The sequence below is a fragment of the Pseudomonas sp. MIL19 genome, assembly GCF_028680365.1.
GTDB classification, from domain to species: Bacteria; Pseudomonadota; Gammaproteobacteria; order Pseudomonadales; family Pseudomonadaceae; genus Aquipseudomonas; species Aquipseudomonas spirodelae.
The window spans coordinates 43,179-65,418 of the sequence record NZ_JAPPVG010000004.1 but is presented as its reverse complement, the minus strand read 5'-3'; the positions used below and the strand labels follow the sequence as shown (position 1 = coordinate 65,418).

The 22,240-nt window shown below is 60.7% G+C and carries 22 protein-coding genes; 10 read left to right on the top strand and 12 right to left on the bottom strand.

Annotation, left to right across the window (positions count from 1 at the left end; all coding sequences use genetic code 11):
• Positions 1–150 precede the first annotated feature (150 nt).
• The 4 genes from N1078_RS04765 (at position 151) to N1078_RS04750 (ending at position 4,051) form a co-directional block, all read left to right on the top strand.
• A complete protein-coding gene (locus tag N1078_RS04765; protein ID WP_274087054.1) occupies positions 151–663 on the top strand; it encodes a fasciclin domain-containing protein in 513 nt (170 codons plus the stop codon).
• 159 nt (positions 664–822) lie between these two features.
• The gene (locus tag N1078_RS04760; RefSeq protein WP_274087053.1) at positions 823–2,112 is read left to right on the top strand and encodes an NAD(P)/FAD-dependent oxidoreductase; all 1,290 of its coding nucleotides are present in this window, start codon (positions 823–825) and stop codon (positions 2,110–2,112) included.
• Between the two features lie 11 nt (positions 2,113–2,123).
• Positions 2,124–2,681, top strand: coding sequence for a helix-turn-helix domain-containing protein (locus N1078_RS04755; RefSeq protein ID WP_274087052.1), 558 nt, complete (start codon positions 2,124–2,126; stop codon positions 2,679–2,681).
• 23 nt (positions 2,682–2,704) lie between these two features.
• On the top strand, positions 2,705–4,051 hold the full coding sequence (locus tag N1078_RS04750; protein WP_274087171.1) for a glutamine synthetase family protein: 1,347 nt from the start codon (positions 2,705–2,707) through the stop codon (positions 4,049–4,051).
• Between the two features lie 205 nt (positions 4,052–4,256).
• On the opposite strand, the gene chrA is transcribed toward N1078_RS04750, so the two are convergent.
• A complete protein-coding gene (gene chrA, locus N1078_RS04745; protein WP_274087051.1) occupies positions 4,257–5,600 on the bottom strand; it encodes a chromate efflux transporter in 1,344 nt (447 codons plus the stop codon).
• 140 nt (positions 5,601–5,740) lie between these two features.
• Here chrA and pbpG point away from each other — a divergent pair, with 140 nt between their 5' ends.
• Positions 5,741–6,646, top strand: a complete 906-nt coding sequence (pbpG, locus tag N1078_RS04740) for a D-alanyl-D-alanine endopeptidase (protein ID WP_274087170.1) — start codon at positions 5,741–5,743, stop codon at positions 6,644–6,646.
• A gap of 57 nt (positions 6,647–6,703) precedes the next feature.
• On the opposite strand, the gene N1078_RS04735 is transcribed toward pbpG, so the two are convergent.
• Positions 6,704–8,377 carry a putative bifunctional diguanylate cyclase/phosphodiesterase gene (locus N1078_RS04735; protein WP_274087050.1) on the bottom strand — a complete coding sequence of 558 codons (1,674 nt, stop codon included), beginning with the start codon at positions 8,375–8,377 and terminating at the stop codon, positions 6,704–6,706.
• A gap of 264 nt (positions 8,378–8,641) precedes the next feature.
• On the opposite strand from N1078_RS04735, the gene rep reads away from it, so the two are divergent.
• Both rep and N1078_RS04725 read left to right on the top strand, forming a co-directional pair.
• Positions 8,642–10,651, top strand: a complete 2,010-nt coding sequence (gene rep, locus N1078_RS04730; RefSeq protein ID WP_274087049.1) for a DNA helicase Rep — start codon at positions 8,642–8,644, stop codon at positions 10,649–10,651.
• A gap of 143 nt (positions 10,652–10,794) precedes the next feature.
• Positions 10,795–11,367, top strand: coding sequence for a xanthine phosphoribosyltransferase (locus N1078_RS04725; RefSeq protein ID WP_274087048.1), 573 nt, complete (start codon positions 10,795–10,797; stop codon positions 11,365–11,367).
• 134 nt (positions 11,368–11,501) lie between these two features.
• Here N1078_RS04725 and N1078_RS04720 read toward each other — a convergent pair whose 3' ends face one another.
• The 5 genes from N1078_RS04720 to dadA all read right to left on the bottom strand — a co-directional run bounded on the left by N1078_RS04720 (position 11,502) and on the right by dadA (position 15,481).
• The gene (locus N1078_RS04720) at positions 11,502–11,924 is read right to left on the bottom strand and encodes a c-type cytochrome (protein WP_274087047.1); all 423 of its coding nucleotides are present in this window, start codon (positions 11,922–11,924) and stop codon (positions 11,502–11,504) included.
• A gap of 110 nt (positions 11,925–12,034) precedes the next feature.
• Positions 12,035–12,583 carry a cupin domain-containing protein gene (locus tag N1078_RS04715; protein WP_274087046.1) on the bottom strand — a complete coding sequence of 183 codons (549 nt, stop codon included), beginning with the start codon at positions 12,581–12,583 and terminating at the stop codon, positions 12,035–12,037.
• Between the two features lie 101 nt (positions 12,584–12,684).
• Positions 12,685–13,758: an alanine racemase gene (gene alr / locus N1078_RS04710; RefSeq protein ID WP_274087045.1), complete on the bottom strand. Its 1,074-nt coding sequence runs from the start codon at positions 13,756–13,758 to the stop codon at positions 12,685–12,687.
• 99 nt (positions 13,759–13,857) lie between these two features.
• The gene (locus tag N1078_RS04705) at positions 13,858–14,208 is read right to left on the bottom strand and encodes a RidA family protein (protein ID WP_274087044.1); all 351 of its coding nucleotides are present in this window, start codon (positions 14,206–14,208) and stop codon (positions 13,858–13,860) included.
• The gene (dadA, locus tag N1078_RS04700) at positions 14,183–15,481 is read right to left on the bottom strand and encodes a D-amino acid dehydrogenase (protein ID WP_274087043.1); all 1,299 of its coding nucleotides are present in this window, start codon (positions 15,479–15,481) and stop codon (positions 14,183–14,185) included. The genes N1078_RS04705 and dadA overlap by 26 nt, the downstream gene beginning before the upstream one ends.
• 155 nt (positions 15,482–15,636) lie before the next feature.
• Here dadA and N1078_RS04695 point away from each other — a divergent pair, with 155 nt between their 5' ends.
• On the top strand, positions 15,637–16,125 hold the full coding sequence (locus N1078_RS04695; RefSeq protein WP_090240673.1) for an Lrp/AsnC ligand binding domain-containing protein: 489 nt from the start codon (positions 15,637–15,639) through the stop codon (positions 16,123–16,125).
• 47 nt (positions 16,126–16,172) lie between these two features.
• Here N1078_RS04695 and N1078_RS04690 read toward each other — a convergent pair whose 3' ends face one another.
• Entirely contained in the window at positions 16,173–16,526 is a 354-nt protein-coding gene (locus tag N1078_RS04690) for a YkgJ family cysteine cluster protein (RefSeq protein ID WP_274087042.1), read from the bottom strand.
• Positions 16,527–16,700: 174 nt separating this feature from the next.
• On the opposite strand from N1078_RS04690, the gene N1078_RS04685 reads away from it, so the two are divergent.
• Positions 16,701–18,014, top strand: coding sequence for an NAD(P)/FAD-dependent oxidoreductase (locus N1078_RS04685; RefSeq protein ID WP_274087041.1), 1,314 nt, complete (start codon positions 16,701–16,703; stop codon positions 18,012–18,014).
• Between the two features lie 48 nt (positions 18,015–18,062).
• On the opposite strand, the gene N1078_RS04680 is transcribed toward N1078_RS04685, so the two are convergent.
• Together N1078_RS04680 and N1078_RS04675 are read right to left on the bottom strand one after the other, a co-directional pair.
• A complete protein-coding gene (locus N1078_RS04680; protein ID WP_274087040.1) occupies positions 18,063–19,208 on the bottom strand; it encodes an MFS transporter in 1,146 nt (381 codons plus the stop codon).
• 137 nt (positions 19,209–19,345) lie between these two features.
• On the bottom strand, positions 19,346–20,839 hold the full coding sequence (locus N1078_RS04675) for an aldehyde dehydrogenase (protein ID WP_274087039.1): 1,494 nt from the start codon (positions 20,837–20,839) through the stop codon (positions 19,346–19,348).
• Between the two features lie 228 nt (positions 20,840–21,067).
• Between N1078_RS04675 and N1078_RS04670 the strand changes: the two genes are divergently transcribed.
• Positions 21,068–21,433 (top strand): cupin domain-containing protein, encoded by a 366-nt coding sequence (locus tag N1078_RS04670; protein ID WP_274087038.1) that lies wholly within the window; start codon positions 21,068–21,070, stop codon positions 21,431–21,433.
• Positions 21,434–21,639: 206 nt separating this feature from the next.
• Here the strand turns inward: N1078_RS04670 and rpmG are convergent, their stop codons facing one another.
• Both rpmG and rpmB read right to left on the bottom strand, forming a co-directional pair.
• Positions 21,640–21,795 carry a 50S ribosomal protein L33 gene (gene rpmG, locus N1078_RS04665; RefSeq protein WP_007894709.1) on the bottom strand — a complete coding sequence of 52 codons (156 nt, stop codon included), beginning with the start codon at positions 21,793–21,795 and terminating at the stop codon, positions 21,640–21,642.
• Between the two features lie 10 nt (positions 21,796–21,805).
• Positions 21,806–22,042 carry a 50S ribosomal protein L28 gene (gene rpmB / locus N1078_RS04660; RefSeq protein ID WP_090240685.1) on the bottom strand — a complete coding sequence of 79 codons (237 nt, stop codon included), beginning with the start codon at positions 22,040–22,042 and terminating at the stop codon, positions 21,806–21,808.
• Positions 22,043–22,240: the final 198 nt, after the last annotated feature.

Sequence of the window (22,240 nt, the reverse complement as noted above, 5' to 3'; positions counted from 1 at the left end):
ACCCGCAACCGTCTAAGACTGCCGGCAAGCTGTTTGCCGGCATCTGCGCGCGCCAATCAAGCTTTACAAATCATGTCAAAGCCGGAACTCAGCGCGGAATTGTTGTACAAACGTTGTGCAAAACAAATAACCCTGTATCAGGAGATTTTTATGTTTGCTCAACTCAGCTCGACCACCCAACGCCTTAAGCGCACGCTGATGCTGGCCACGGCCACCCTGACCGTTGCGGCAATGCCGGCCTTTGCCGACATGCACGGCGATAAGAAAGATATCGTCGACACCGCTGTCGCCGCCGGCCAGTTCAACACGCTGGTCACCGCCGTGACCGCCGCCGGCCTGGTTGAAACCCTCAAAGGCGAGGGGCCGTTCACCGTCTTCGCACCCAATGATGCGGCATTCGCCAAAATCCCCAAGGCTGACCTCGACGCCTTGCTGGCCGACAAGGAAAAGCTCACGGCCGTGCTCACTTACCACGTCGTCCCGGGCAAGCTGATGGCGGCTGACCTGACCGGTAAGTCCGCGCTAAAAACTGTACAAGGCGGTGAACTGATGCTGGATACCAGCAATGGCGTCAGCGTCGATGGTGCTTCGGTCGTCGCGGCAGACATCGAGACCAGCAACGGCGTGATTCACGTCATCGACTCGGTGGTGCTGCCCAAGTAACAGCGGGTTTCGCTATCCGCGAAATACACGAAGGCCGCCCCTTTTTAGGGGCGGCCTTTTTCATTGGAAGAGCACTGAACGCCACTCAAGCTTGGTTTTGTGAAATTTATAGCGTAAGTTTTCATGAAATTATTTAAATAAAATTTCATGAGGCGCGCCATGTTCAAGCAATCCGCCCAGCATATCGGCACTTACTATGCCGCCACCTACCCCGGCTCGATCCCGCTGCGCCCACGCCTGCAGGAAGCGGTGCAGTGCGATGTATTGATTATCGGTGGTGGTTTCAGCGGCTTGCACACGGCGTTACGCCTGGCACTGGCCGGCAAGAAGGTCGTCGTCCTGGAAGCCAGCCGCCTGGCCTGGGCCGCCTCCGGGCGTAACGGCGGCCAGGCGCTGCCGGGGTGGTCCTGCGATATGCCGCCCTTCGAGAAGGCCCTGGGCCTGGAGCGCGCCCGCCGCTTGTGGGACAGCATGGTCTGGGCCGCCGAGGAAATGCGCGAGCTACCCGAGCGCCACAACTTCGATATCGATTACCGCACCGGCGCCATCTACACCGCCGTGTTGCCGCGCCGCGTGCGCCAACTGCAGGAGAGCCTGGAAGAGGCCGAGCAGAAGTACGCCTACACGCAACTGCGCTTTATCCCTCAGGCCGAACTCCCCGAGTGGATCGCCAGCCCACGCTACCTGGCCGCCCTGCACGACAGCGGCGCCGCCCACCTTAACCCGCTGAAACTGGCCCAGGGCCTGGCCGATGCCATCGAAAAAGCCGGCGGACAGATTTTCGAGCAGAGCAAAGCGCTGGACTACCGCGAAACCGCAGAAGGTTATGTGGCGCGCACTGAAGCAGGCGAGGTGCGCAGCGACCTGCTGGTACTGGCCTGCAACGCCTATATCGACCGCCTCGACCCGCCGCTGGCGAAACGCCTGCTGCCGGTGGGCTCCTACCAAGTGGCCACCGCGCCGCTCGACCCGGAACTGGCCCGCTCGCTGTTCCCGCGAGGCACCTGCGCCATCGATAACCAGTTCGTGCCGGACTACTTCCGCGTCACCCCAGACAACCGCCTGCTGTTCGGCGGCGGCTGCACCTACCTCGGCGGCATCCCCAAGGATGTGCCGGCGGCCACACGGCCGTATCTGGAGCGGGTATTCCCGCAACTGCGCGGCGTGCAGATCGACTACGGCTGGGGCGGGCATATCGACTGCACCATGCACCGTACCCCGGATGTCGGCCGCAGTGGGCAGAAGTACTGGCTACAAGGCTTCTCCGGCCACGGCATCCTGCCGACCTTGGCGGCCGCCCGCGCGGTAAGCGATGCGATCCTTGGTGACGCCGACCTGCTAGAGCTGTACCAAGGCCTGAGCAATCCGCGCTTTCCCGGCGGCGATCTACTCGCGGCGCCGATCGAAGCCGTCGGCAAGGCCTGGTATCGCCTGCGCGATGTCATTTAAGGAAGTTGACCATGGACATGCAGGAAGAAGTCGAAGGTCTGGCGATCCTGATCCGCGACCTGCGCAAGCATAAAAATCTCACCCTCGGTGAGTTGGCCGCGCGCATCGACCGTTCAGTAGGTTTTTTGTCGCAGGTTGAGCGCGGCCTGTCGCGCCCAACCGTGGCGGACCTCACCGCCATCAGCGAAACCCTGGGCGTGCCGACCACCTATTTCTATAGCCTGAGCAAGCCGCGCGCCGTGCCCTGGGTAACCCGTCCAGATGAGCGCCGCACGCTCTACTACGCCGGCGGCATCACCGACGTGCTGGCCTCCCCCAGCATCTCGGCCGGGTTCTCCATGCTCGAAAGCTTCCTGCAACCGGGGGCGAGCAGCGGCGAAGGCCACCTCAACGACAGCGACGAGCAAGGCGGCTTTGTCCTAGAGGGCGAACTGACGATCTGGTACGGCGACGACGCCGAGCCGGTCACCCTCGGCCCCAACGACAGCTTCCAACTACCGCCGCATGCGCAGTTCCGCTACGCCAACCTAACCGATTCCCTCACCAGAGTGCTCTGGGTCTTCAACTGACCCGCGCAGATACCGCCATGACAATAACAACCGCATTCCCCGACCTGCTTAGCGAAGTTCGCGCCTTCCGCGCCGCTCACCCAGACGTGCGTTATGTCGACCTGATCAGCCTGGATATTCCCGGGCATTTCTACGGCAAGCGTTACCCCATAGACATGCTGGAGAAGGTTGCCGCCGGCAGCCCGCTGAAAATCCCGCAAAACTGCGTGCTGCTCGGCGTACAGGGCGGCCTGCACCCGATTGGCGATTACTGCTTCAACGATGGCGACCCGGATGCGCCGCGCCGACTGATCCCCGGCACCCTCAAGCCGGTACGCTGGGAAAGCCAGCCGCTGGGGCAAATGCTGATCAGCTCCGATGGCACGCAAGCACCGATCGAATTCGAGCCGCGTGAAGTACTCGCCCGTGTGCTCAAGCGCCTCGAAGCACGCGGCATTCGTCCGGTGGTGGCGTTTGAGCTGGAGTTCTACCTGTTTGATCGCAAGCTGCAAGACGGCCTGCCGCAGTTCCCCCGCGACCCGCTGTGCGACGATGCCGACGACCAGCCGAACATGCACATCGAGCGCCTGTCGCGCTTTAGCGATGTGCTGCACGAGATCGTCGACGCCGCCAATGAACAGGGCGTGGACGCCAACGTAATCACCGCCGAACTCGGCCCCGGCCAGTTCGAGATCAACTTCGGCCACTGTGACGACGGCCTGCGCGCCGCTGACTGGGCCGCCTTGTTCTGCCGCAGTACCCGTGGCGTGGCGCTCAAGCACGGCCAGCGTGCCAGCTTTATGAGCAAGCCCTACCTGCACGCGCCAGGCAGCGGCATGCATGTGCACGTCAGCCTGTATGACGCTGCCGGCAACAACCTGCTAGCCGCCGACGAGCAGCGCCCGCTGCGCCACGCCGTGGCCGGATGCCTGGAACTGCTGCCGCACTGCATGCCGATCTTCGCCGCCAACCACAATGCCTTCCGCCGCTACGGCGCCATGGTCAACGCCGCCAGCCGCGCCAGCTGGGGTTATGAGGACCGCGACGCGTGCATCCGCATCCCCGAATCGGACGGCAAGAACCTGCGCATCGAACACCGCCTGGCCGGCGCCGACGCCAACCCTTATCTGGTACTGGCGGCGATTCTCACCGGCATGGAACACGGCCTGGATGCCGGCCAGGAGCCGATTGCCCCGCTCAACGAGAACCGCCAAAGCGGCATCGACTTTCCTCAGGATATGCTCGGAGCAGTCAGCGCCATGCGCGACCATCCGGTGGTCAATCAGGGACTGGGCGAGGAGTTTGTGATGGTTTATTGCGAGAACAAACGCCAGGATCATCTGGCCTTTATGCAGGAAGTCAGCGCACGCGAATACCGCTGGTTTATGTGAGCCATAAGGGTGCAGATGCGTAGGGTGGGTTCGCGACGCCCTGCTCCGCACCCTCAGGCGCTGCGACTCTAGATGCGTCGCGTAACCCACCAGGCGTTAGCTGGCGTGCAGCCATGGTGGGTTACGGCGCAGCGTAAAGCCCAAGACAACCCCAATCGCAACAAGCGCCTAACCCACCCTACGGGTCGTGCATGCCTGTGCGACCTCACCGCAGCAGATACACCGCCAGCCCAGCCAGGGCCGACACCAGCAGCACCTCCATCACCCCACGTTTGAAGCGCAGCAGCGCCAGCGCCGCCGCCAAGGCGATCAGCGCCGAAGGCCAGTCAAAAACGCCGGCAAAGCCCTGCGGCCACAGCACGTGGTAGGCAAAGAACAGCGCCAAATTAAGGATCACCCCCACCACGGCCGCGGTAATCGCGGTCAGTGGCGCGGTGAACTTCAGCTCACCGTGGGTCGACTCCACCAACGGCCCACCGGCGAGGATGAACAGAAAAGACGGCAGAAAGGTAAACCAGGTAACCAGCGCCGCCGCCACTGCGCCGCTGACAAAGCCCGAATCACCGCCGAATACCGGCTGCAAATACGCCCCGACAAAGGCCACGAACGCCACCACCATAATCAGCGGCCCCGGCGTGGTTTCCCCCAGCGCCAGACCGTCGATCATCTGCGTCGGTGTCAACCAGCCGTAATGGCCGATAGCGCCCTGGTAGACATACGGCAGCACTGCATAGGCACCACCGAAGGTCAGCAAGGCCGCCTTGGTAAAGAACCAGGCCATCTGCGTCAGCGTACCGTCCCAGCCATACAACGCCGTCAGCAGGACCATCGGCAGCAGCCAGAGCAGCGCACCACTGAGCAACAACAGCGCCAGGCGCGAGGCACGAAAGCGCGTATGCGCAGCCGGCGGGCTGTTGTCATCGATCAGCGCTGGGCCGTATGAGGTGTTTTGCGGCGCATGCCCACCGCCCAGGCTGAACTGCTGCGGCAGCAGACGACCACCGAGGTAGCCGAGTAGCGCCGCGCCCAGCACGATCAACGGGAACGGCAGGTTGAAGGCAAAAATCGCAACAAAGGACGCCCCGGCAATCCCCCACAGCCAGTTGTTCTGCAGTGCCCGCGAGCCGATGCGCCAGGCCGCCTGCATGACAATCGCGGTGACCGCCGGCTTGATCCCGTAGAAAATCCCCGCCACCAGCGGCACATCGCCATAAGCGATATACAGCCACGACAGGCCGATCAGGATAAACAGCGACGGCAGCACGAACAGCACCCCAGCCATCACACCGCCCCAGGTGCGGTGCAGCAGCCAGCCGATATAGGTGGCCAGCTGCTGCGCCTCCGGCCCCGGCAGCAACATGCAGTAATTCAGCGCATGCAGAAAACGCCGCTCGGACAACCAGCGGCGCTTCTCGACCAATTCCTGATGCATGATCGCGATCTGCCCAGCCGGCCCGCCGAAGCTGATCAGGCCGAGCTTCAACCAAAACCAGAAGGCTTCACGCAGGCTGACCGCAGGGGGCTGGATGGGGGCTGATAATTCCGACATGGGGCAACTCACACGCATAAAAGCGCGCGCACTATAACGCGCACGGATGACAATTTAACGCGGCGGCCATTCAAGCGCCGGCACGGATGTCCGTATACTTGGCAGCGCTACGCTCCCTCAAACTGCCCGTGAAGCCCGCCGTGAAAATCCGCCATTCGCTCGTAAGCCTGCTGCTGATCTGCAGCAGCGTTGTAGTTGCATCGAATACCCAGGCCGCCACGCCAAAACAGCAAGACCTAGCCGCCGGCAGCGCCCTGCTGGTCGACCTGCAAACCAATCAGGTGCTCTACGAGCGTAACGCCGACAGCGTGGTGCCGATTGCCTCAGTCAGCAAACTGATGACGGCCATGGTCACCCTCGACGCCAAGCTGCCACTGGATCAGCAACTGCCGATCATGATTCGCGACACCCAGGAAATGCGCGGGGTGTTCTCCCGCGTGCGCATTGGCAGCGAGCTGAGCCGCCGCGACATGTTGCTGCTGGCCCTGATGGCCTCGGAGAACCGCGCCGCATCGAGCCTAGCGCACCACTACCCAGGTGGCCACACGGCCTTTGTCGCGGCGATGAATGCCAAGGCCAAAGCGCTGGGCATGACTCATTCGCACTTCGTCGAGCCGACCGGGCTGTCGGAGCACAACGTCTCCAACTCCCGCGATCTGGTGTTGATGCTCAAGGCCGCGAACCAGTACCCGCTGATCCGCCAGTTCACCACCACCTCGGAAAAAACCCAGGCGTTCCGCAAACCCAACTACACCCTCGGCTTTCGCAACACCAACAACCTGGTGCGCAAGCCGGGTTGGAGCGTGCAGCTGAGCAAGACCGGCTACACCGGTGAAGCCGGCCGCTGCCTGGTGATGAACACCGTGATGAATAAGCGCCCCGTGGCGTTTGTGGTGCTCGATGCCTTCGGCAAGTACACCCACATGGCCGACGCCAACCGGCTCAAGCGCTGGCTGGAAACCGGCAAAGTCACCGCCGTACCACCGGCCGCTATCAGCTACCGCCAGCAGAAACTGGCGCAACGCCAGGCCAAGGCGGCGCAGTAAAGCCTTAAAACAAAAAGGCCCGCAGCACGTGCGGGCCTTTTTACATCAGCGAGTCGCTCAGCTGTTGCTCATCCCCAGCAGCGTCTGACGCATGCCAAACACCAAAAACCGCGCCAGCTCGCTGAGCGGTAGGGCCTTACTTATCAGATACCCCTGCGCCTGATCACAGCCGTACTCACGCAACAGCGCCAGCTGCTCGGCGTTTTCCACGCCTTCACCGACCACCTGCAGATTAAGGTTGTGCGCCAGGTTGATCATCGCCCGCACCAGCTGACGGTTCTCTGCGCGTTCATCCATGCCGCCGACAAAACTCTTATCGATTTTCAGCAAGGTGATTGGCAGGTTGTTGAGGTGCACGAAGGAGGAGAAGCCGGTGCCAAAATCGTCGAGCGAAAACCGCACACCGAGGCGCCCGAGGGCCAGCATGGTCTGCCGCACCTGATCACTGCGGCGCATCACGGCAGTTTCCGTCAGCTCGAACTCCAACCATTGTGCGTCGACGCCACGCTCTTCGATCAGCCGGCTAAGCGTGGGCAGCAGCTGGCTGTCCTGAAACTGATGGAACGATAGGTTGATCGCCATGTGCAGCGGCGGCACACCCCGCCCGAGCAGCCATTGCATGTCACGCAAGGCACGCGAAATAACCCAGTAACCGAGCGGCACAATCAGCCCGCTTTCCTCGGCCAGCGGGATAAATTCGTTAGGCGCCAACAGGCCGTGCTCGCTGTGCTGCCAGCGCACCAGCGCCTCTAGGCCGACGATGCGTCCACTCTGCAAACACAAACGCGGCTGGTAATGCAGCTCCAATTCGTCGCGACGCAGAGCACGGCGCAGCTCGCTTTCCAGGTCGGCCTGGTTGCGCGCACTGCGGTTGACCCGCTCGTCGTATAAATAAAAGCTGCAGCCTTGCTGACTTTTGGTCTGTTGCATGGCGATGTGCGCATGCCACATCAATGTGTCCGCACTGCTGCCGGGACGCGAATGGGCCAGCCCCAGGCTGCAACCAATCAGCAGGCTTTCACCATTGATCCAGTAAGGCTCGCCAAGGGCTTCACTCAACTGCATGGCCAGGCGCTCGGCGCGCTGCGGGTCGCGGCGACTGTCGAGCAACAAGGCAAATTCATCACTGCCCAGGCGCGCCACCCGGTCGCTGTCTTGCAGCTGCGCCTTGATCCGCGCCACCACCTGCAGAATCAAACTGTCGCCGCCCTGATAGCCAAGCGCATCGTTGGCGCGGCGGAAGTTATCCAGATCGAGATGGCCGAGGGTCAGCCCCTGCCCGCCTTGCTCACTCAAGCGAGCGGCGAGCAGGGCCTGAAAGCCCTGACGATTGGCAATCCCGGTCAGTGCATCCTGTTCGGCCAGACGCTGCACAGCGGCGTTAAGGCGAGCGCGTTCGCGCCCATAGCGCAGGCAGCGGCGCAGCACCTCGACACTGAGCTGGTCGTGCACCAGCCAGTCGCATACATCCTCAGGCACAGCTGTGGGTTCACTCTCCAGCAGCAGGATAATCGGCAGGGCACAGTGGCCCGTGGCCGGCAGGTTGGCGGCGGTGGTCAGCAGCAACGCGTTATGGGGGTTATCGAACAGCGCGCTGGCCGCGTCCCAGGACGGCGCGGTAATCAACGCATAGCCACTGCCCAGCGCACTCAGGCGCTCGCGCAGGGTCTGCGCCCAGGCGGGCGTTTCCGCCAATAGGAGTAGGCGTAATGGTTCGACGAACGCGGACAAACAACTTCCCCCACAGCACAAATAAAGAGCAGCAATAACGCTCGAATGCGTCGTAATCGACGTCTAATCACGCACATCCATGTGTCTGCGGCGCATCCTGCGGCCAGGCAAGGTGCCAGAAGTGGCACCAGAGTACTGGATTGCACAAATTAGCCAAGCCTGGCGGTTGGCCATTACGTGCACTGCAACACACTTCCAGATGGTCACGGCAGAAAGCCTCAGGCCTGTTAAAATGCCCGCCCATTTCCCCTGACGATTGATTTGATGTCCCGACTGAACCCCCGGCAGCAGGAAGCCGTGAATTATGTCGGCGGCCCTCTTTTGGTGCTCGCCGGTGCTGGCTCCGGCAAGACCAGCGTGATCACCCGCAAGATTGCTCACCTGGTGCAGAACTGCGGCATCCAGGCCCGCCACATCGTCGCCATGACCTTTACCAACAAGGCGGCGCGCGAGATGAAGGAGCGTGTCGGCACGCTGCTCAAAGGCCCTGAGGCGCGTGGCCTAACGGTGTCGACCTTCCACAACCTGGGCATGAACATCATCCGCAAGGAATACGCGGCGCTGGGCTACAAGCCGGGTTTCTCGATTTTCGACGAGGGCGATATCAAGGCGCTGCTGTCGGACATCATGCAAAAGGAATATGCCGGCGACGACGGCATCGATGAGATCAAGAACTACATCGGCAGCTGGAAAAACGACCTGGTCCTGCCCGAACAGGCCCTGGCCGAGTCGCGTAACCCTAAAGAGCAAACAGCGGCCATCGTCTACCTGCACTACCAACGCACGCTCAAGGCGTACAACGCGGTGGATTTCGACGACCTGATTTTGATGCCGGTAAAGCTGTTTCAGGAACGCTCAGACATTCTAGAAAAATGGCAAAACCGCATTCGCTACCTGCTGGTCGATGAATACCAGGACACCAACGCCAGCCAATACCTGCTGGTAAAGCTGCTGGTGGGCATGCGCAATCAGTTCACCGTGGTGGGCGACGACGACCAGTCGATCTACGCCTGGCGCGGCGCGCGCCCGGAAAACCTGATGCTGCTGAAAGAGGATTACCCCTCGCTGAAGGTGGTGATGCTCGAGCAGAACTACCGCTCAACCAGCCGTATCCTCAAGTGCGCCAACATCCTCATCGCCAACAACCCGCATGAGTTTGAAAAGCAGCTGTGGAGCGAGATGGGCATGGGCGATGAGATCCGTGTGATCCGCTGCCGCAACGAAGACGCCGAATGCGAGCGGGTCGCCCTGGAAATCCTCACCGAACACCTGCGCACCGAACGCCCTTACAGCGACTACGCCATCCTCTATCGCGGCAACTACCAGGCCAAGCTGATGGAGCTGAAACTGCAGCACCATCAAATCCCCTATCGCCTCTCGGGCGGCACCAGCTTCTTCGCCCGCCAGGAAGTGAAGGACCTGATGAGTTACTTCCGCCTGCTGGTCAACCCGGATGACGACAACGCCTTCCTGCGGGTGATCAACGTGCCACGCCGCGAAATCGGCTCCACCACCCTGGAAAAGCTCGGCAACTACGCCACCGAGCGCAAAATCAGCATGTACGCCGCCGCCGGTGAAATTGGCCTGGGCGAAAGCCTGGATGCGCGCTATACCGAACGCTTGGCACGTTTCACCAAGTGGATGGACCGGGTGCGCCAGGAGTGTGCTCAGAATGATCCCATTGCAGCGATTCGCAGCATGGTCATGGATATCGACTACGAGAACTGGCTACGGCAGAACGCCTCCAACGACAAGGTCGCAGACGCGCGGATGGGCAACGTCTGGTTCCTCGTCGAAGCGCTGAAGAACACCCTGGAGCGCGACGAAGACGGTGACATGACCATCGAGGACGCCATCGGCAAACTGGTGCTGCGCGACATGCTCGAACGCCAGCAGGAAGAAGAGGACGGCGCCGAGGGCGTGCAGATGATGACCCTGCATGCCTCCAAGGGGCTGGAGTACCCGTCGGTGTATATCCTCGGCGTAGAAGAGGAAATCCTCCCGCACCGCTCCAGCATTGAGGCCGATACGGTTGAAGAAGAACGTCGCCTGGCCTATGTCGGCATCACCCGCGCCAAGCGTAACCTGACCATGACCTTCGCTGCCAAGCGCAAGCAGTACGGCGAAATCATCGACTGCTCACCGAGCCGTTTTCTCGATGAGCTGCCGCCCGAGGACCTGGTCTGGGAAGGCCTGGAAGACGCACCCCCGGAGGTCAAAGCGGCTACCGGTAACTCGGCGTTGGCCAATATGCGCGCACTGCTGAACAAGTAATAAACCATCAGGTCAGTTGGCGCGCAGCACCGCGAAGCCCAACCGACCTGTCAATTTTTAGCCTGAGCGGCGCCACGGCGCGGCTCACGCCAACCGATACAGCTCGACACATCGGGCACCACATCACTGAAGAGGGTTACCGCGTGGAAGCGCTGAAACAGAAGATTCGCGATGAAGGCACCGTGCTCTCGGAGCACGTACTCAAGGTCGATGCCTTTCTCAATCACCAGATTGATCCGGCATTGATGCAACAGATCGGTCACGAATTTGCCAAGCGCTTCGCCGGCCTTGGTATCACCAAGATTGTCACCATCGAAGCCTCCGGCATTGCCCCGGCGGTTATGGCTGGTTTGGAACTGGGCGTGCCAGTGATTTTTGCCCGCAAGTACCAGTCACTGACGCTCACAGACAACCTGTACACCTCCAAGGTGTTTTCCTTCACCAAGCAGACCGAAAGCACCCTGGCGATCTCGGCCAAGCACCTGAGCGCCGATGATCACGTACTGCTGATCGACGACTTTCTCGCCAACGGCCATGCAGCCCACGCCTTGATCGACCTGATCGGTCAGGCGGGCGCCAGCATCGCCGGGATTGGCGTGGTGATTGAAAAGTCGTTCCAGCGCGGCCGCGCCGAACTGGACGAAAAAGGTTATCGCATTGAGTCACTGGCCCGCATCGGCTCGCTCAAAGATGGCCAGGTCAGTTTTATCGAGTAACAACTGCGCACCCAAAAGTGGCCGAGGGTCCTTTTCGTCGTCGCAGTCGACGGCTTGCAGGATGACCAGCCATGGATGGCACGCACAAAAAAGCCGCCTGATCAGGCGGCTTTTTTACAGCAGTGCCAGGCGTATTACAGGCCGGACATCTTCTGGATTGCACCACGCAGCTCGTCATCCGAGCAATCCGCGCAAGTGCCTTTAGGCGGCATGGCGTTGATGCCGGAAATCGCCTTGGCCAGGATGCCGTCGAGGCCGCCCTGTGCATCTGCACGCTCTTTCCATGCAGCGGTATCGCCAATTTTTGGCGCGCCTAGAATACCTGGGGTATGGCAGGCACCGCAGTGCTTAGCAATGATGTCATCGGCAGTACGCGCACCGCCGCCAGCGGCAACAGCGACAGCACCCACACCCTTGCACTCTTCACCCATCACGCAGACTTGGCCAACCGGCTTCAGTCGCTCGGCAATGGCATCGTCGGTCGTGGCCTGAGCAGTCACTGCCCACAGGGCCAATACGGTAGCAGGGGCTACCAGGATTTTTTTAATCAGGTTCACGGTACACCCTCTTCGTGGCTAGTCACGCTCGCGGCCACGGTTTCGCGAGCAGAACGCAGTATAACGGCAAGCCGCGAGCGCTGAAACCGCTCAGATTGCCGCAGGGTTATTTAGAAGGTGGCCGGCGTAGTCGCGCTGATCAACCGCGCAGGCTGCTCGAACGGATTACGGAAGCGATGCGGTTTACTGCTCTCGAAGTAGTAACTGTCACCGGCTTCGAGGATAAACACTTCACTGCCGACGGTCAGTTCCAACTGGCCGGAGACCAGCATGCCTGCCTCTTCACCTTCGTGGGCATACATCTCGTCGCCAGTGTCTGAGCCCGCAGGGTAGGTTTCATCGAGGAAGGAAATGGCCCGGCTCGGGTGCGCCTTCCCCACCAGCTTCATGGTGATGGCACCGCTGCAGATATCAGTCAGCTCAGCAGCCCGATAGACCACCTGGATCTGAGCATCCTGCTCCGCGTCCAGGGAGAAAAACTCCACCAGCGACATCGGGATACCCGCCAGCACCTTTTTTAACGAACTGATCGAGGGGCTTACGCTGTTCTTCTCGATCATCGAAATGGTGCTGTTGGTGACGCCTGCCCGCTTGGCGAGTTCACGCTGGGAAAGGCCTTTGAGTTTACGAATGGATTGCAGTCGAACACCGACGTCCAATGCTGGAGTCCCCCTCGGGAAGATACGGAAATGTGGCCGTATCATGGCATAGCGTTCAGAATTTACAACACTCGCGTTCAAACTCGTCTACAGCGACATACTCAGCCCCCGAGATAGAGCAGCGGCGCCCGCCGCAGGTTACAAAACAGCTGGTAGGGAATGCTGCCGGCCTGCAGCGCCACGTCGCTGGCCAGCACCTGTTTACCCCAGAGTTCGACCCGACTGCCCAGGCCAGCCTGCGGCAAGTCGGTGAGGTCGACGGTGAGCATGTCCATCGACACCCGGCCGATCAGCCGGGTCAGCTGGCCGTCCACGGCCACTGGCGTACCGGTCGGCGCATGCCGCGGGTAACCATCGGCATAGCCCATAGCAACCACTCCGACCCGAGTCGGCCGCTCGCTGATAAAGCGCGCGCCATAGCCCACCGGCTCGCCGGCCGGCAGTTCGCGCACGATGATGATCTTCGATTCCAGGGTCATCACCGGTTGCAGGCGCGCCGCCACAGCTTGCGCCTGCTCGAACGGCGTAGCGCCATAGAGCATGATGCCAGGGCGCACCCAGTCACTGGGAACGCTTGGCCAACCCAACAGTGCCGGCGAGTTGCGCAGGCTGACTTCGGCCACAATCCCTTCGCGCGCCTGCTGAAACACCGCCAGTTGCTCCTCGCTGCGCGGACAATCCAGCTCATCGGCGCGAGCAAAGTGGCTCATCAACACGACCTTCGCCACCTTGCCACTGGCCAACAGACGTTGATACGCCGCCTGGTACTCCGCCGGGTGAAAGCCGACTCGGTGCATGCCGCTGTCCATTTTCAACCAGACCGTCAGCGGAGTGCTGAGCGTGCTGCGCTCAATCGCTTCAAGCTGCCACCACGAATGCACCACACACCAAAGCCCGTGTTGTTCAATCAGCGGCAGCTCGTCGGCCTCGAAAAAACCCTCTAACAACAGGATCGGCCCGCCGATACCGGCCTCGCTCAACTGCAGTGCCTCTTCGATACAGGCTACGGCAAAGCCATCCGCTTGCGCCTGCAGTGCTTGTGCACAGCGCACCGCGCCATGGCCATAGGCATCTGCCTTGATCACCGCCAGCGCGCGCGCGCCGCTCAGCTCGCGGGCCAGTTGGTAGTTATCACGCAGGGCTTGCAAGTCAATCAGGGCACGGGCGGGGCGCATGGGGTTCTCGGCTGTCGGCAGGTATCAGTCTTAAAAATGGCGGGAGCCATTTTAGCGTTGCGCCGCAATGGCCCGTAAGGCGGTCCCGGATAACAGGCGCTATAGCGCTGCCACCACGGTGATTTCGACTAACACCTCAGGCTTGTACATGTTCGCCTCCACGCATGCCCTGGCTGGCGCAGCGCCAGGGGCCACCCAAGCATCCCAGACCTGATTGAAGCCCGCGTAGTCGCGCGCCATATCCTTTAAGTAGATGGTCACGGAGAGGATTTTCGACTTGTCGCTGCCGGCCTCGGCCAAAAAACGGTCTGTACTGGCCAGGGTTTCGCGGGTTTGCTGCACGATGTCGCCGCTGTAATCGTCGGCCAATTGCCCGGCCAGATAGACCGTGCCGTTATGGATAACAATTTCGCTGTGACGGGTTTCAGTGAGCAGGCGCTGTACTGACATGCTTGTGAGTCTCCTGGGAACGGCTATAACGGGAAATATCCAGACCTTCGGCACTGATCTGCGGACGCTTTTTCGCCATCAGATCAGCAAGCAGGCGGCCGGAGCCGCAGGCCATGGTCCAGCCCAGTGTGCCGTGACCGGTGTTGAGGAACAAATTACGCATGCGGGTGGCCCCAATAATCGGCGTGCCATCCGGGGTGGCAGGCCGCAAACCGGTCCAGAATTCGGCCTGGGTCAGATCGCCACCTTGTGGGTAAAGATCGGCGGTGATCATTTCCAGGGTTTCACGACGACGTGGATTAAGGCTCAGGTCGAAACCGGCAATTTCCGCCATGCCGCCAACACGAATACGGTTGTCGAAACGGGTGATGGCGACTTTGTAGGTCTCATCGAGGATGGTCGAAGTCGGCGCCATGGCCGCGTTGGTGATCGGCACCGTCAAGGAGTAGCCCTTGAGCGGGTACACCGGCGCCTTGATCCCCAGCGGTTTGAGCAGTTGCGGGCTAAAGCTGCCGAGCGCCAACACGTAACGGTCAGCAGTTTCCAGTTTGCCGTCGATCCATACGCCATTAACCCGGTCGCCCACGGCCTCAATGCGCTGAATATCCTGACCGAAACGGAATTCCACCCCCAGCGCCTTGGCCATCTCGGCAAGTTTTGTGGTGAACATCTGGCAGTCGCCGGTCTGGTCATTCGGCAGGCGCAGGGCGCCCGCCAGCTTGTCGGTCACAGCGGCCAAGGCCGGCTCAACACGGGCAATACCGGCGCGGTCGAGCAGTTCGAAAGGCACGCCTGATTGCTTGAGTACGGCGATATCTTTCGCGGCGTTGTCCAGTTGCGCCTGGGTGCGGAACAGCTGAGTGGTGCCCAGGCTGCGGCCTTCATAAGCGATACCGGTTTCCAAACGCAGTTCGTCAAGGCAGTCGCGGCTGTACTCGGACAGGCGCACCATGCGTTCCTTGTTCACCGCATAACGGCTGGCGGTGCAGTTGCGCAGCATTTGCGCCATCCACAGGTATTGATCGATATCGGTGGTGGCTTTGATCGCCAGGGGCGCATGCTTCTGCAGCAACCACTTGATGGCTTTCAGCGGCACGCCAGGCGCAGCCCACGGCGAGGCGTAACCCGGGGACACCTGGCCGGCGTTGGCGAAGCTGGTTTCCATGGCCGGCGCGTTCTGCCGATCGACCACCACCACTTCAAAGCCCTGACGAGCCAGGTAATACGCACTGGCTGTACCAATCACACCGCTACCGAGAACTAGAACCCGCATGCCGCTCTCCTCGTCGCGACCCAGCGCGACGGATAATTCTTGAGATCACAATTGAGCGCAGTATAGGAAGAGATCAGCAGTGCTTTTCACTATATAAATAGCTATATTTGGCGACAATTATTGGCAATATCGCCTTATACAGAGGGGTATCCACCGTGCGCACTCAGCATCAGAGCCGTCGTGAACTGGACAAAATCGACCGCAACATCCTGCGCATCCTGCAGGAAGATGGGCGTATCAGCTTTACCGAGCTGGGCGAGCGGGTTGGCCTGTCGACCACGCCCTGTACCGAGCGCGTGCGCCGCCTGGAGCGTGAAGGCATCATCATGGGCTACCACGCCCGCCTTAACCCGCAGCAGCTCAAGGCCAGCCTGCTGGTGTTCGTCGAGATCAGCCTGGATTACAAATCTGGCGATACTTTTGAGGAGTTCCGCCGCGCCGTGCTGAAGCTGCCGCACGTGCTGGAATGCCACCTGGTGTCCGGGGATTTCGACTACTTGGTGAAGGCACGGATCAACGAGATGGCCAGCTACCGCAAATTGCTCGGCGACATCCTGCTCAAGCTGCCGCACGTGCGCGAGTCGAAGAGCTACATCGTCATGGAAGAAGTGAAAGAGAGCCTGAGCCTGCCGATTGCCGAGTAGCACGGGGAGCCGGCCGCAGCTAACGCTTTGAGTATCGCTGCGCCAACCTACACCAGCACCTGGCGCGTGCTAGCAATCAGGTTATGCACCTGCTGCTCTACTGCAGGCTCAATCATCTGCTCCGGGCCTTGGCCACGCGGGCACGGCAGGCTGGCCGTGGTGCCAAACAGCCGGCAAATCAGCGGCCGCTGGTCATACACCGTGCAGCCTTGCGGGCCTAGGTGCACGCAATTGAATTCGGCCAAGGCGGCGTCGTGCGCGGCGTCACTTTTTACCGGCAGGCGCGACATTTCTTCGGACGAGGCCGTCACCGGGCCGCAGCAGTCGTGACAACCCGGCACACAGGCGAAACTGGGAATCTGCAAACGCAGCTGGTCGATTTTGCGGCGGGTGCAACTCATGGGTAGGGTCCTGAAACAGTGGCCGGCATAGTAACCGCACGACAGCCCATTTCGAGGAAGCGGGCCGATTAATCGACAAAAAACCGGTTAATTGCCGATTACCTCTTGGCGTTTGCTAAACCCCGCGCTTATTCTTCGTAAAATTTTCCAAACATAATAATCAGGATTCCACACATGAACGCCCGCGTTCACCAGCCCGCTCATAGCAGCCAACACGCCAACTCCTATTACGCCGCCAGCAGCAATCGCCAACTGGCCTACCCCACCCTGGAGGGCGAGCTGCGGGCTGATGTTTGCATTGTCGGCGGAGGGTTCTCTGGCCTCAACACAGCCATCGAATTGGCGCAGAAAGGCCTCTCGGTGGTGCTCCTAGAAGCCCACAAAATTGGCTGGGGCGCCAGCGGACGCAACGGCGGACAAATGATTCGCGGCGTCGGCCATGGCGTTGAACAATTCGAGTCGGTGATCGGCAGCCAAGGTGTACGCGAACTGAAACTGATGGGCCTGGAAGCGGTGGAAATCGTCCGCCAGCGCATCGAGCACTTCAATATCGACTGCGACCTGACCTGGGGCTATTGCGACCTGGCCAACAAACCCAGCCACCTCGATGACTTCGCCGAGGACATGGCCGAACTCAAGCAACTGGGCTATCGCCACGAAATGCGCCTGCTGCAACCCCAGCAGATGCATGAAGTGGTCGGCTCCAACCGTTATGTCGGCGGCATGATCGACATGGGCTCCGGTCACCTGCACCCGCTCAACCTGGCGCTCGGCGAAGCTGCAGCGGCGCAGAGCCTGGGGGTGCAGTTGTTTGAAGATTCCGCAGTTATGCGCATCGACTACGGTAACGAGGTGAAGGTGCACACCGCCCGGGGCGTGGTGCGCGCGGCCAACCTGGTACTGGGTTGTAACGCTTATTTGAATGGCCTGAACAACAATCTGGGCGGCAAAGTGCTACCTGCAGGCAGCTATGTGATTGCCACCGAACCGCTGTCCGAGGCCGAAGCGCGGGCGATCATCCCGCAGAACATGGCCTTGTGCGACCAGCGCGTGGCGCTCGATTATTACCGCCTGTCCGCCGATCGCCGCCTGCTATTCGGTGGTGCCTGCCACTATTCTGGTCGCGACCCGGTAGACATCGCCGGCTATATGCGGCCAAAAATGTTGGCGGTGTTCCCGCACCTGAAAGACGTACGTATCGACTATCAGTGGGGCGGCATGATCGGCATCGGCGCCAACCGCCTGCCACAAATCGGCCGCCTCAAAGACCAGCCCAATGTGTTTTACGCCCAGGCTTACTCGGGCCACGGCGTCAACGCCACCCACCTGGCGGGCAAGCTGCTGGGCGAGGCCATTGCCGGCCAAGCAAGCAATGGCTTCGACCTGTTCGCCAAGGTGCCGCACATGACCTTCCCTGGCGGCAAACACCTGCGCTCGCCCCTACTGGCGCTGGGCATGCTCTGGCACCGCCTGAAAGAACTGGTCTAACGACCAAGGGGCGTGATGACACCTATCATCACGCCTCCTCCCAGCAGCTCAGCGCGGCACCGCCACCTCGCTAAACGCCCCCCGCCGAAATGCCAGCCAAACAAACCCAGCCGCGCCTACTGCCATCAGCATCGGCAAGGCATGCCCGCTGATCCATTGACTGGCAGCCCCGGTCGACAGCGGCCCAAGCAGGCAGCCAGCGCCCCAGAGCAAGGCGATATGCGAATTGGCCCGCACCAGGGCATCGTCACGATAGCGTTGACCGACCAGAATCAGCGACAGGGTGTACAACCCGCCAGCGCTCGCACCGAACAACAGCAACACAGACCAGATCAGCGGCGTGTGCAACAGCAGCGGAATGCTCAGGCTGGATATCAGCAACACCACCCCACAACAGCGGAACAGCATCTGTCGCGGCACCCGGTCGGCCATCCAACCTAGCGGCAACTGCAGCGCGGCATCGCCCACCACCACCACGCTGACCATAATCAACGCCAGTTGCTGAGCAAAGCCTTCGCGCACCAGGTACACCGGCAGCAGAGTCAGCACCATGGCTTCGAAAGCAGCAAACAGCACCACCGCCCAGGAAATCGCCGGCGACGCTCGGCAGAACGCCAGCACACCGCGCCCGGAGGCACTTTGCGCATCAACCTTGGGCGCCCCGTCGCGACCGAGCAGGAGCAGGCTGCCGAAGATCAACAAGCCTGCCGAAAACCAGAATCCGCGGTCACTGTCGGTGCCTAGCAAAGTCAGCAGCAATGGCCCACACAGCTGGCTGAGCGCAAAACCGGTGCCGTACAGGGCCACTAAACGGCCGCGCAGACGGTCCTCGACCAGCTGATTAATCCAGCTTTCGCCGAGTACAAACACCACGGTTAGGGAGATACCGATCAACAACCGCAACAGCAGCCACAACGGATAGCTGGGCATGACACTGAGCAACGCCACCGATGCAGCACTGGCAAGCAGGCACAGCCGTAGAGTCTGCGGCGTACCGAACCAGCCGGCCAGGTGCCCGGTCAAGCGCGCACCGAGCAACACACCGACAGCCGGCATACCCGCCATCACGCCAATCGCAAAAGGGCCATAGCCCCACGACTCCAGGCGAAACGACACCAGTGGCAGGGTCACCCCCAGCGCCAGCCCGACAACGACCACCGTCGCACTGACGGCGAAATAGGTTGCCCACTTCATTTACTCAACCCCCATCCCATGAGGCTAATGGCTCAACTGCACCACGGCAGAAAAGCAACGGCCGGGCTCCTGACGAGGAGCCCGGCCGCAGGCTTACTTCTGCCAAGCCGACCACGGGCCGGCCGAGTGTTCTTGGCTTACAGCTTGATCCAGGTCGCCTTGATCTCGGTGTACTTGTCAAAGGCATGCAGCGACTTGTCACGGCCGTTGCCCGACTGCTTATAACCGCCAAACGGCGCGGTCATGTCACCACCGTCGTACTGGTTGACCCACATGCTGCCAACGCGCAGGGCTTTAGCGGCCAGGTGGGCCTTGGACAGGTTGCTTGTCCAGATGGCGGCTGCCAGACCGTAGATGCTGTCGTTGGCGATCTGAATGGCTTCCTCGGTGCTGTCGAACGGAATGACGGTCAACACTGGGCCAAAGATCTCTTCCTGAGCGATGCGCATGGCGTTGTGCGCGTCATCGAAGATGGTCGGCTCAACATACTGGCCGCCCGTCTCTTCCAGGGTGCGCTTGCCGCCGCAAAGCAGCTTGGCCTGGTCCTTGTGGCCGGCGTCGATATAACCGAGCACGGCATTCAGGTGACCGGCATCGACCAGCGCGCCAACCTTGCTCTCGGGGTCCAAGGCATAACCGGCTTTCCAGCTCTGCATGGCTTCAACCACCATGGGCATAAACTGATCCTTGATTGAGCGCTCTACCAGCAGGCGTGAGCCAGCAGTGCACATTTCGCCCTGGTTGAAACAGATCGCCGCAGCGGCCGCTTCGGCGGCGGCCTTGAGGTCCGGTGCATCGGCGAAGACGATGTTAGCGCTCTTGCCGCCGGCCTCCAGCCACACGCGCTTCATGTTCGATTCGCCTGCATAGATCATCAGCTGCTTGGCAATCTTGGTCGAACCGGTAAACACCAGGGTGTCGACATCCATGTGCAGCGCCAGTGCTTTACCCACGGTGTGGCCATAACCAGGCAGCACGTTGAGAACGCCAGCCGGGATACCGGCTTCGAGGGCCAGCTGGGCCAGACGCAGCGCGGTTAGCGGCGACTTCTCGGACGGTTTGACGATCACCGAATTACCGGTGGACAACGCCGGCCCGAGCTTCCAGCAGGTCATGATCATCGGGAAGTTCCATGGCACGATGGCCGCGACGACACCCGCTGGCTCACGGGTCACCAGGCCCAGCTCGTCATGCGGTGTGGCCGCGACTTCGTCGTAAATCTTGTCGACCGCTTCGCCGCTCCAACGAATCGCCCGGGAGGCACCCGGCACATCAACGCCCAGGGAGTCGCTGATTGGCTTGCCCATGTCGAGGGTTTCCAGCAGCGCCAGCTCTTCAGCGTGGGCATCCATCAAGTCAGCGAAACGAATCATCACGCGCTTGCGCTGCGCCGGCGCCATGCGTGACCAAACACCCGACTCGAAGGTGGCCCGTGCATCCGCCACAGCCAGCTCGGCGTCGGCCAGATCACAGCTGGCCACCTGGCCGAGCACACGGCCATCGACCGGGCTGATGCACTCAAAGGTGTCACCCGAAACTGCCGCACGGTACTCGCCATGAACAAAGGCGCGCCCTTCAATCTTCAGATTTTTGGCGCGCTGTTCCCAATCGGCACGAGTCAGGCTAGTCATTCGAACATCCTCTATCGCAAGTAAGGCGCCGCAGTCTGGCCGCACGCGCTGTCAATTATTGTGCATGGGTCTGCAAACCCAATCGTGCCGGCAACACTAAACCAGCGGCCTGCACAGTTCCAATATTTTTTACAAATAGAGGCAAAGCCGCCTTGTTATGTGCGCTTTATTAAACATAGACTGCCGAAATTGTCATTCAACTGACCACACGCCTGACTGGACCCTCATATGAATATCGAGCAGATCGTCGACTTCGCCCAAGCCACCACCCCACCCGAGCACTACCGCCCAGCGGCGGAAAAAGTCCTCAAAGGCGACCCTGAGCAGAGCGTGCGTAATCACTACGGCAGCCCATGCGGGCAATTCAACACGGGGATATGGGAAGGCGCAGTGGGCCAGTGGAACATTAACTACACCGAGCACGAGTACTGCGAGATTCTGCAGGGCGTCTCGGTGTTACGTGACCAGGACGGCAACGCCAAGACCCTGCGCACCGGCGACCGCTTCGTCATCCCAGCCGGTTTTTCCGGCACCTGGGAAGTGCTGGAGCCCTGCCGCAAGGTCTATGTGATCTTCGAGCAAGCCGCCAGCTGATCCATCAACTTCATGCGGCACCCTTTAGCCCGCCTTGCGCGGGCTTTTTATCGCCTGCCATTCCTAGTCGCCTCTCAGGACCGTCGCCCAGGTATCGCTAAAAATGGCTCTAGGCCATCTTTTATCGCCCAAGGCTTACCATGCCAAATCGCAGGCAAGAAAAAGCCCGCTATAAAAGCGGGCTTTTCGGCAAGGAGCCAGATCAATTACTTGATCTTGCCTTCCTTGTAGATCACGTGCTTACGCACAACCGGATCGAATTTTTTGATTTCGATCTTGTCCGGAGTGGTGCGCTTGTTTTTGTCGGTAGTGTAGAAATGACCAGTACCGGCACTCGAGATCAAACGGATCAATTCACGCATGACTTTCCCCTTAAACCTTTTCGCCGCGAGCACGCAGCTCGGACAGAACGACGTCAATACCACGCTTGTCGATGCAACGCATGCCTTTAGCAGAAACGCGCAGACGGACGAAACGGTTCTCAGACTCGACCCAGAAGCGGTGATGCTGCAGGTTCGGTAGGAAACGACGACGGGTTTTGTTGTTTGCGTGGGAAATGTTATTCCCAGTTACCGGACCCTTACCGGTAACTTGACAGACTCTCGACATGCCTCAGCCCTCTAAAACCACATGCCCAACCCGGCATGGGTTGGCCGCTAATATTCAATCTTGGCGCGCAGCGCCGCGTATCTCGAGGGTCTTACCGGCCGTACCTGAAAGCGCAAGAACCGGGCCCCTACAAAAGAGCGCTGCTTTATACCAGAAACCCCAAAGCGCAACAAGAATAAACGTTCTTTCCTCAGTCAA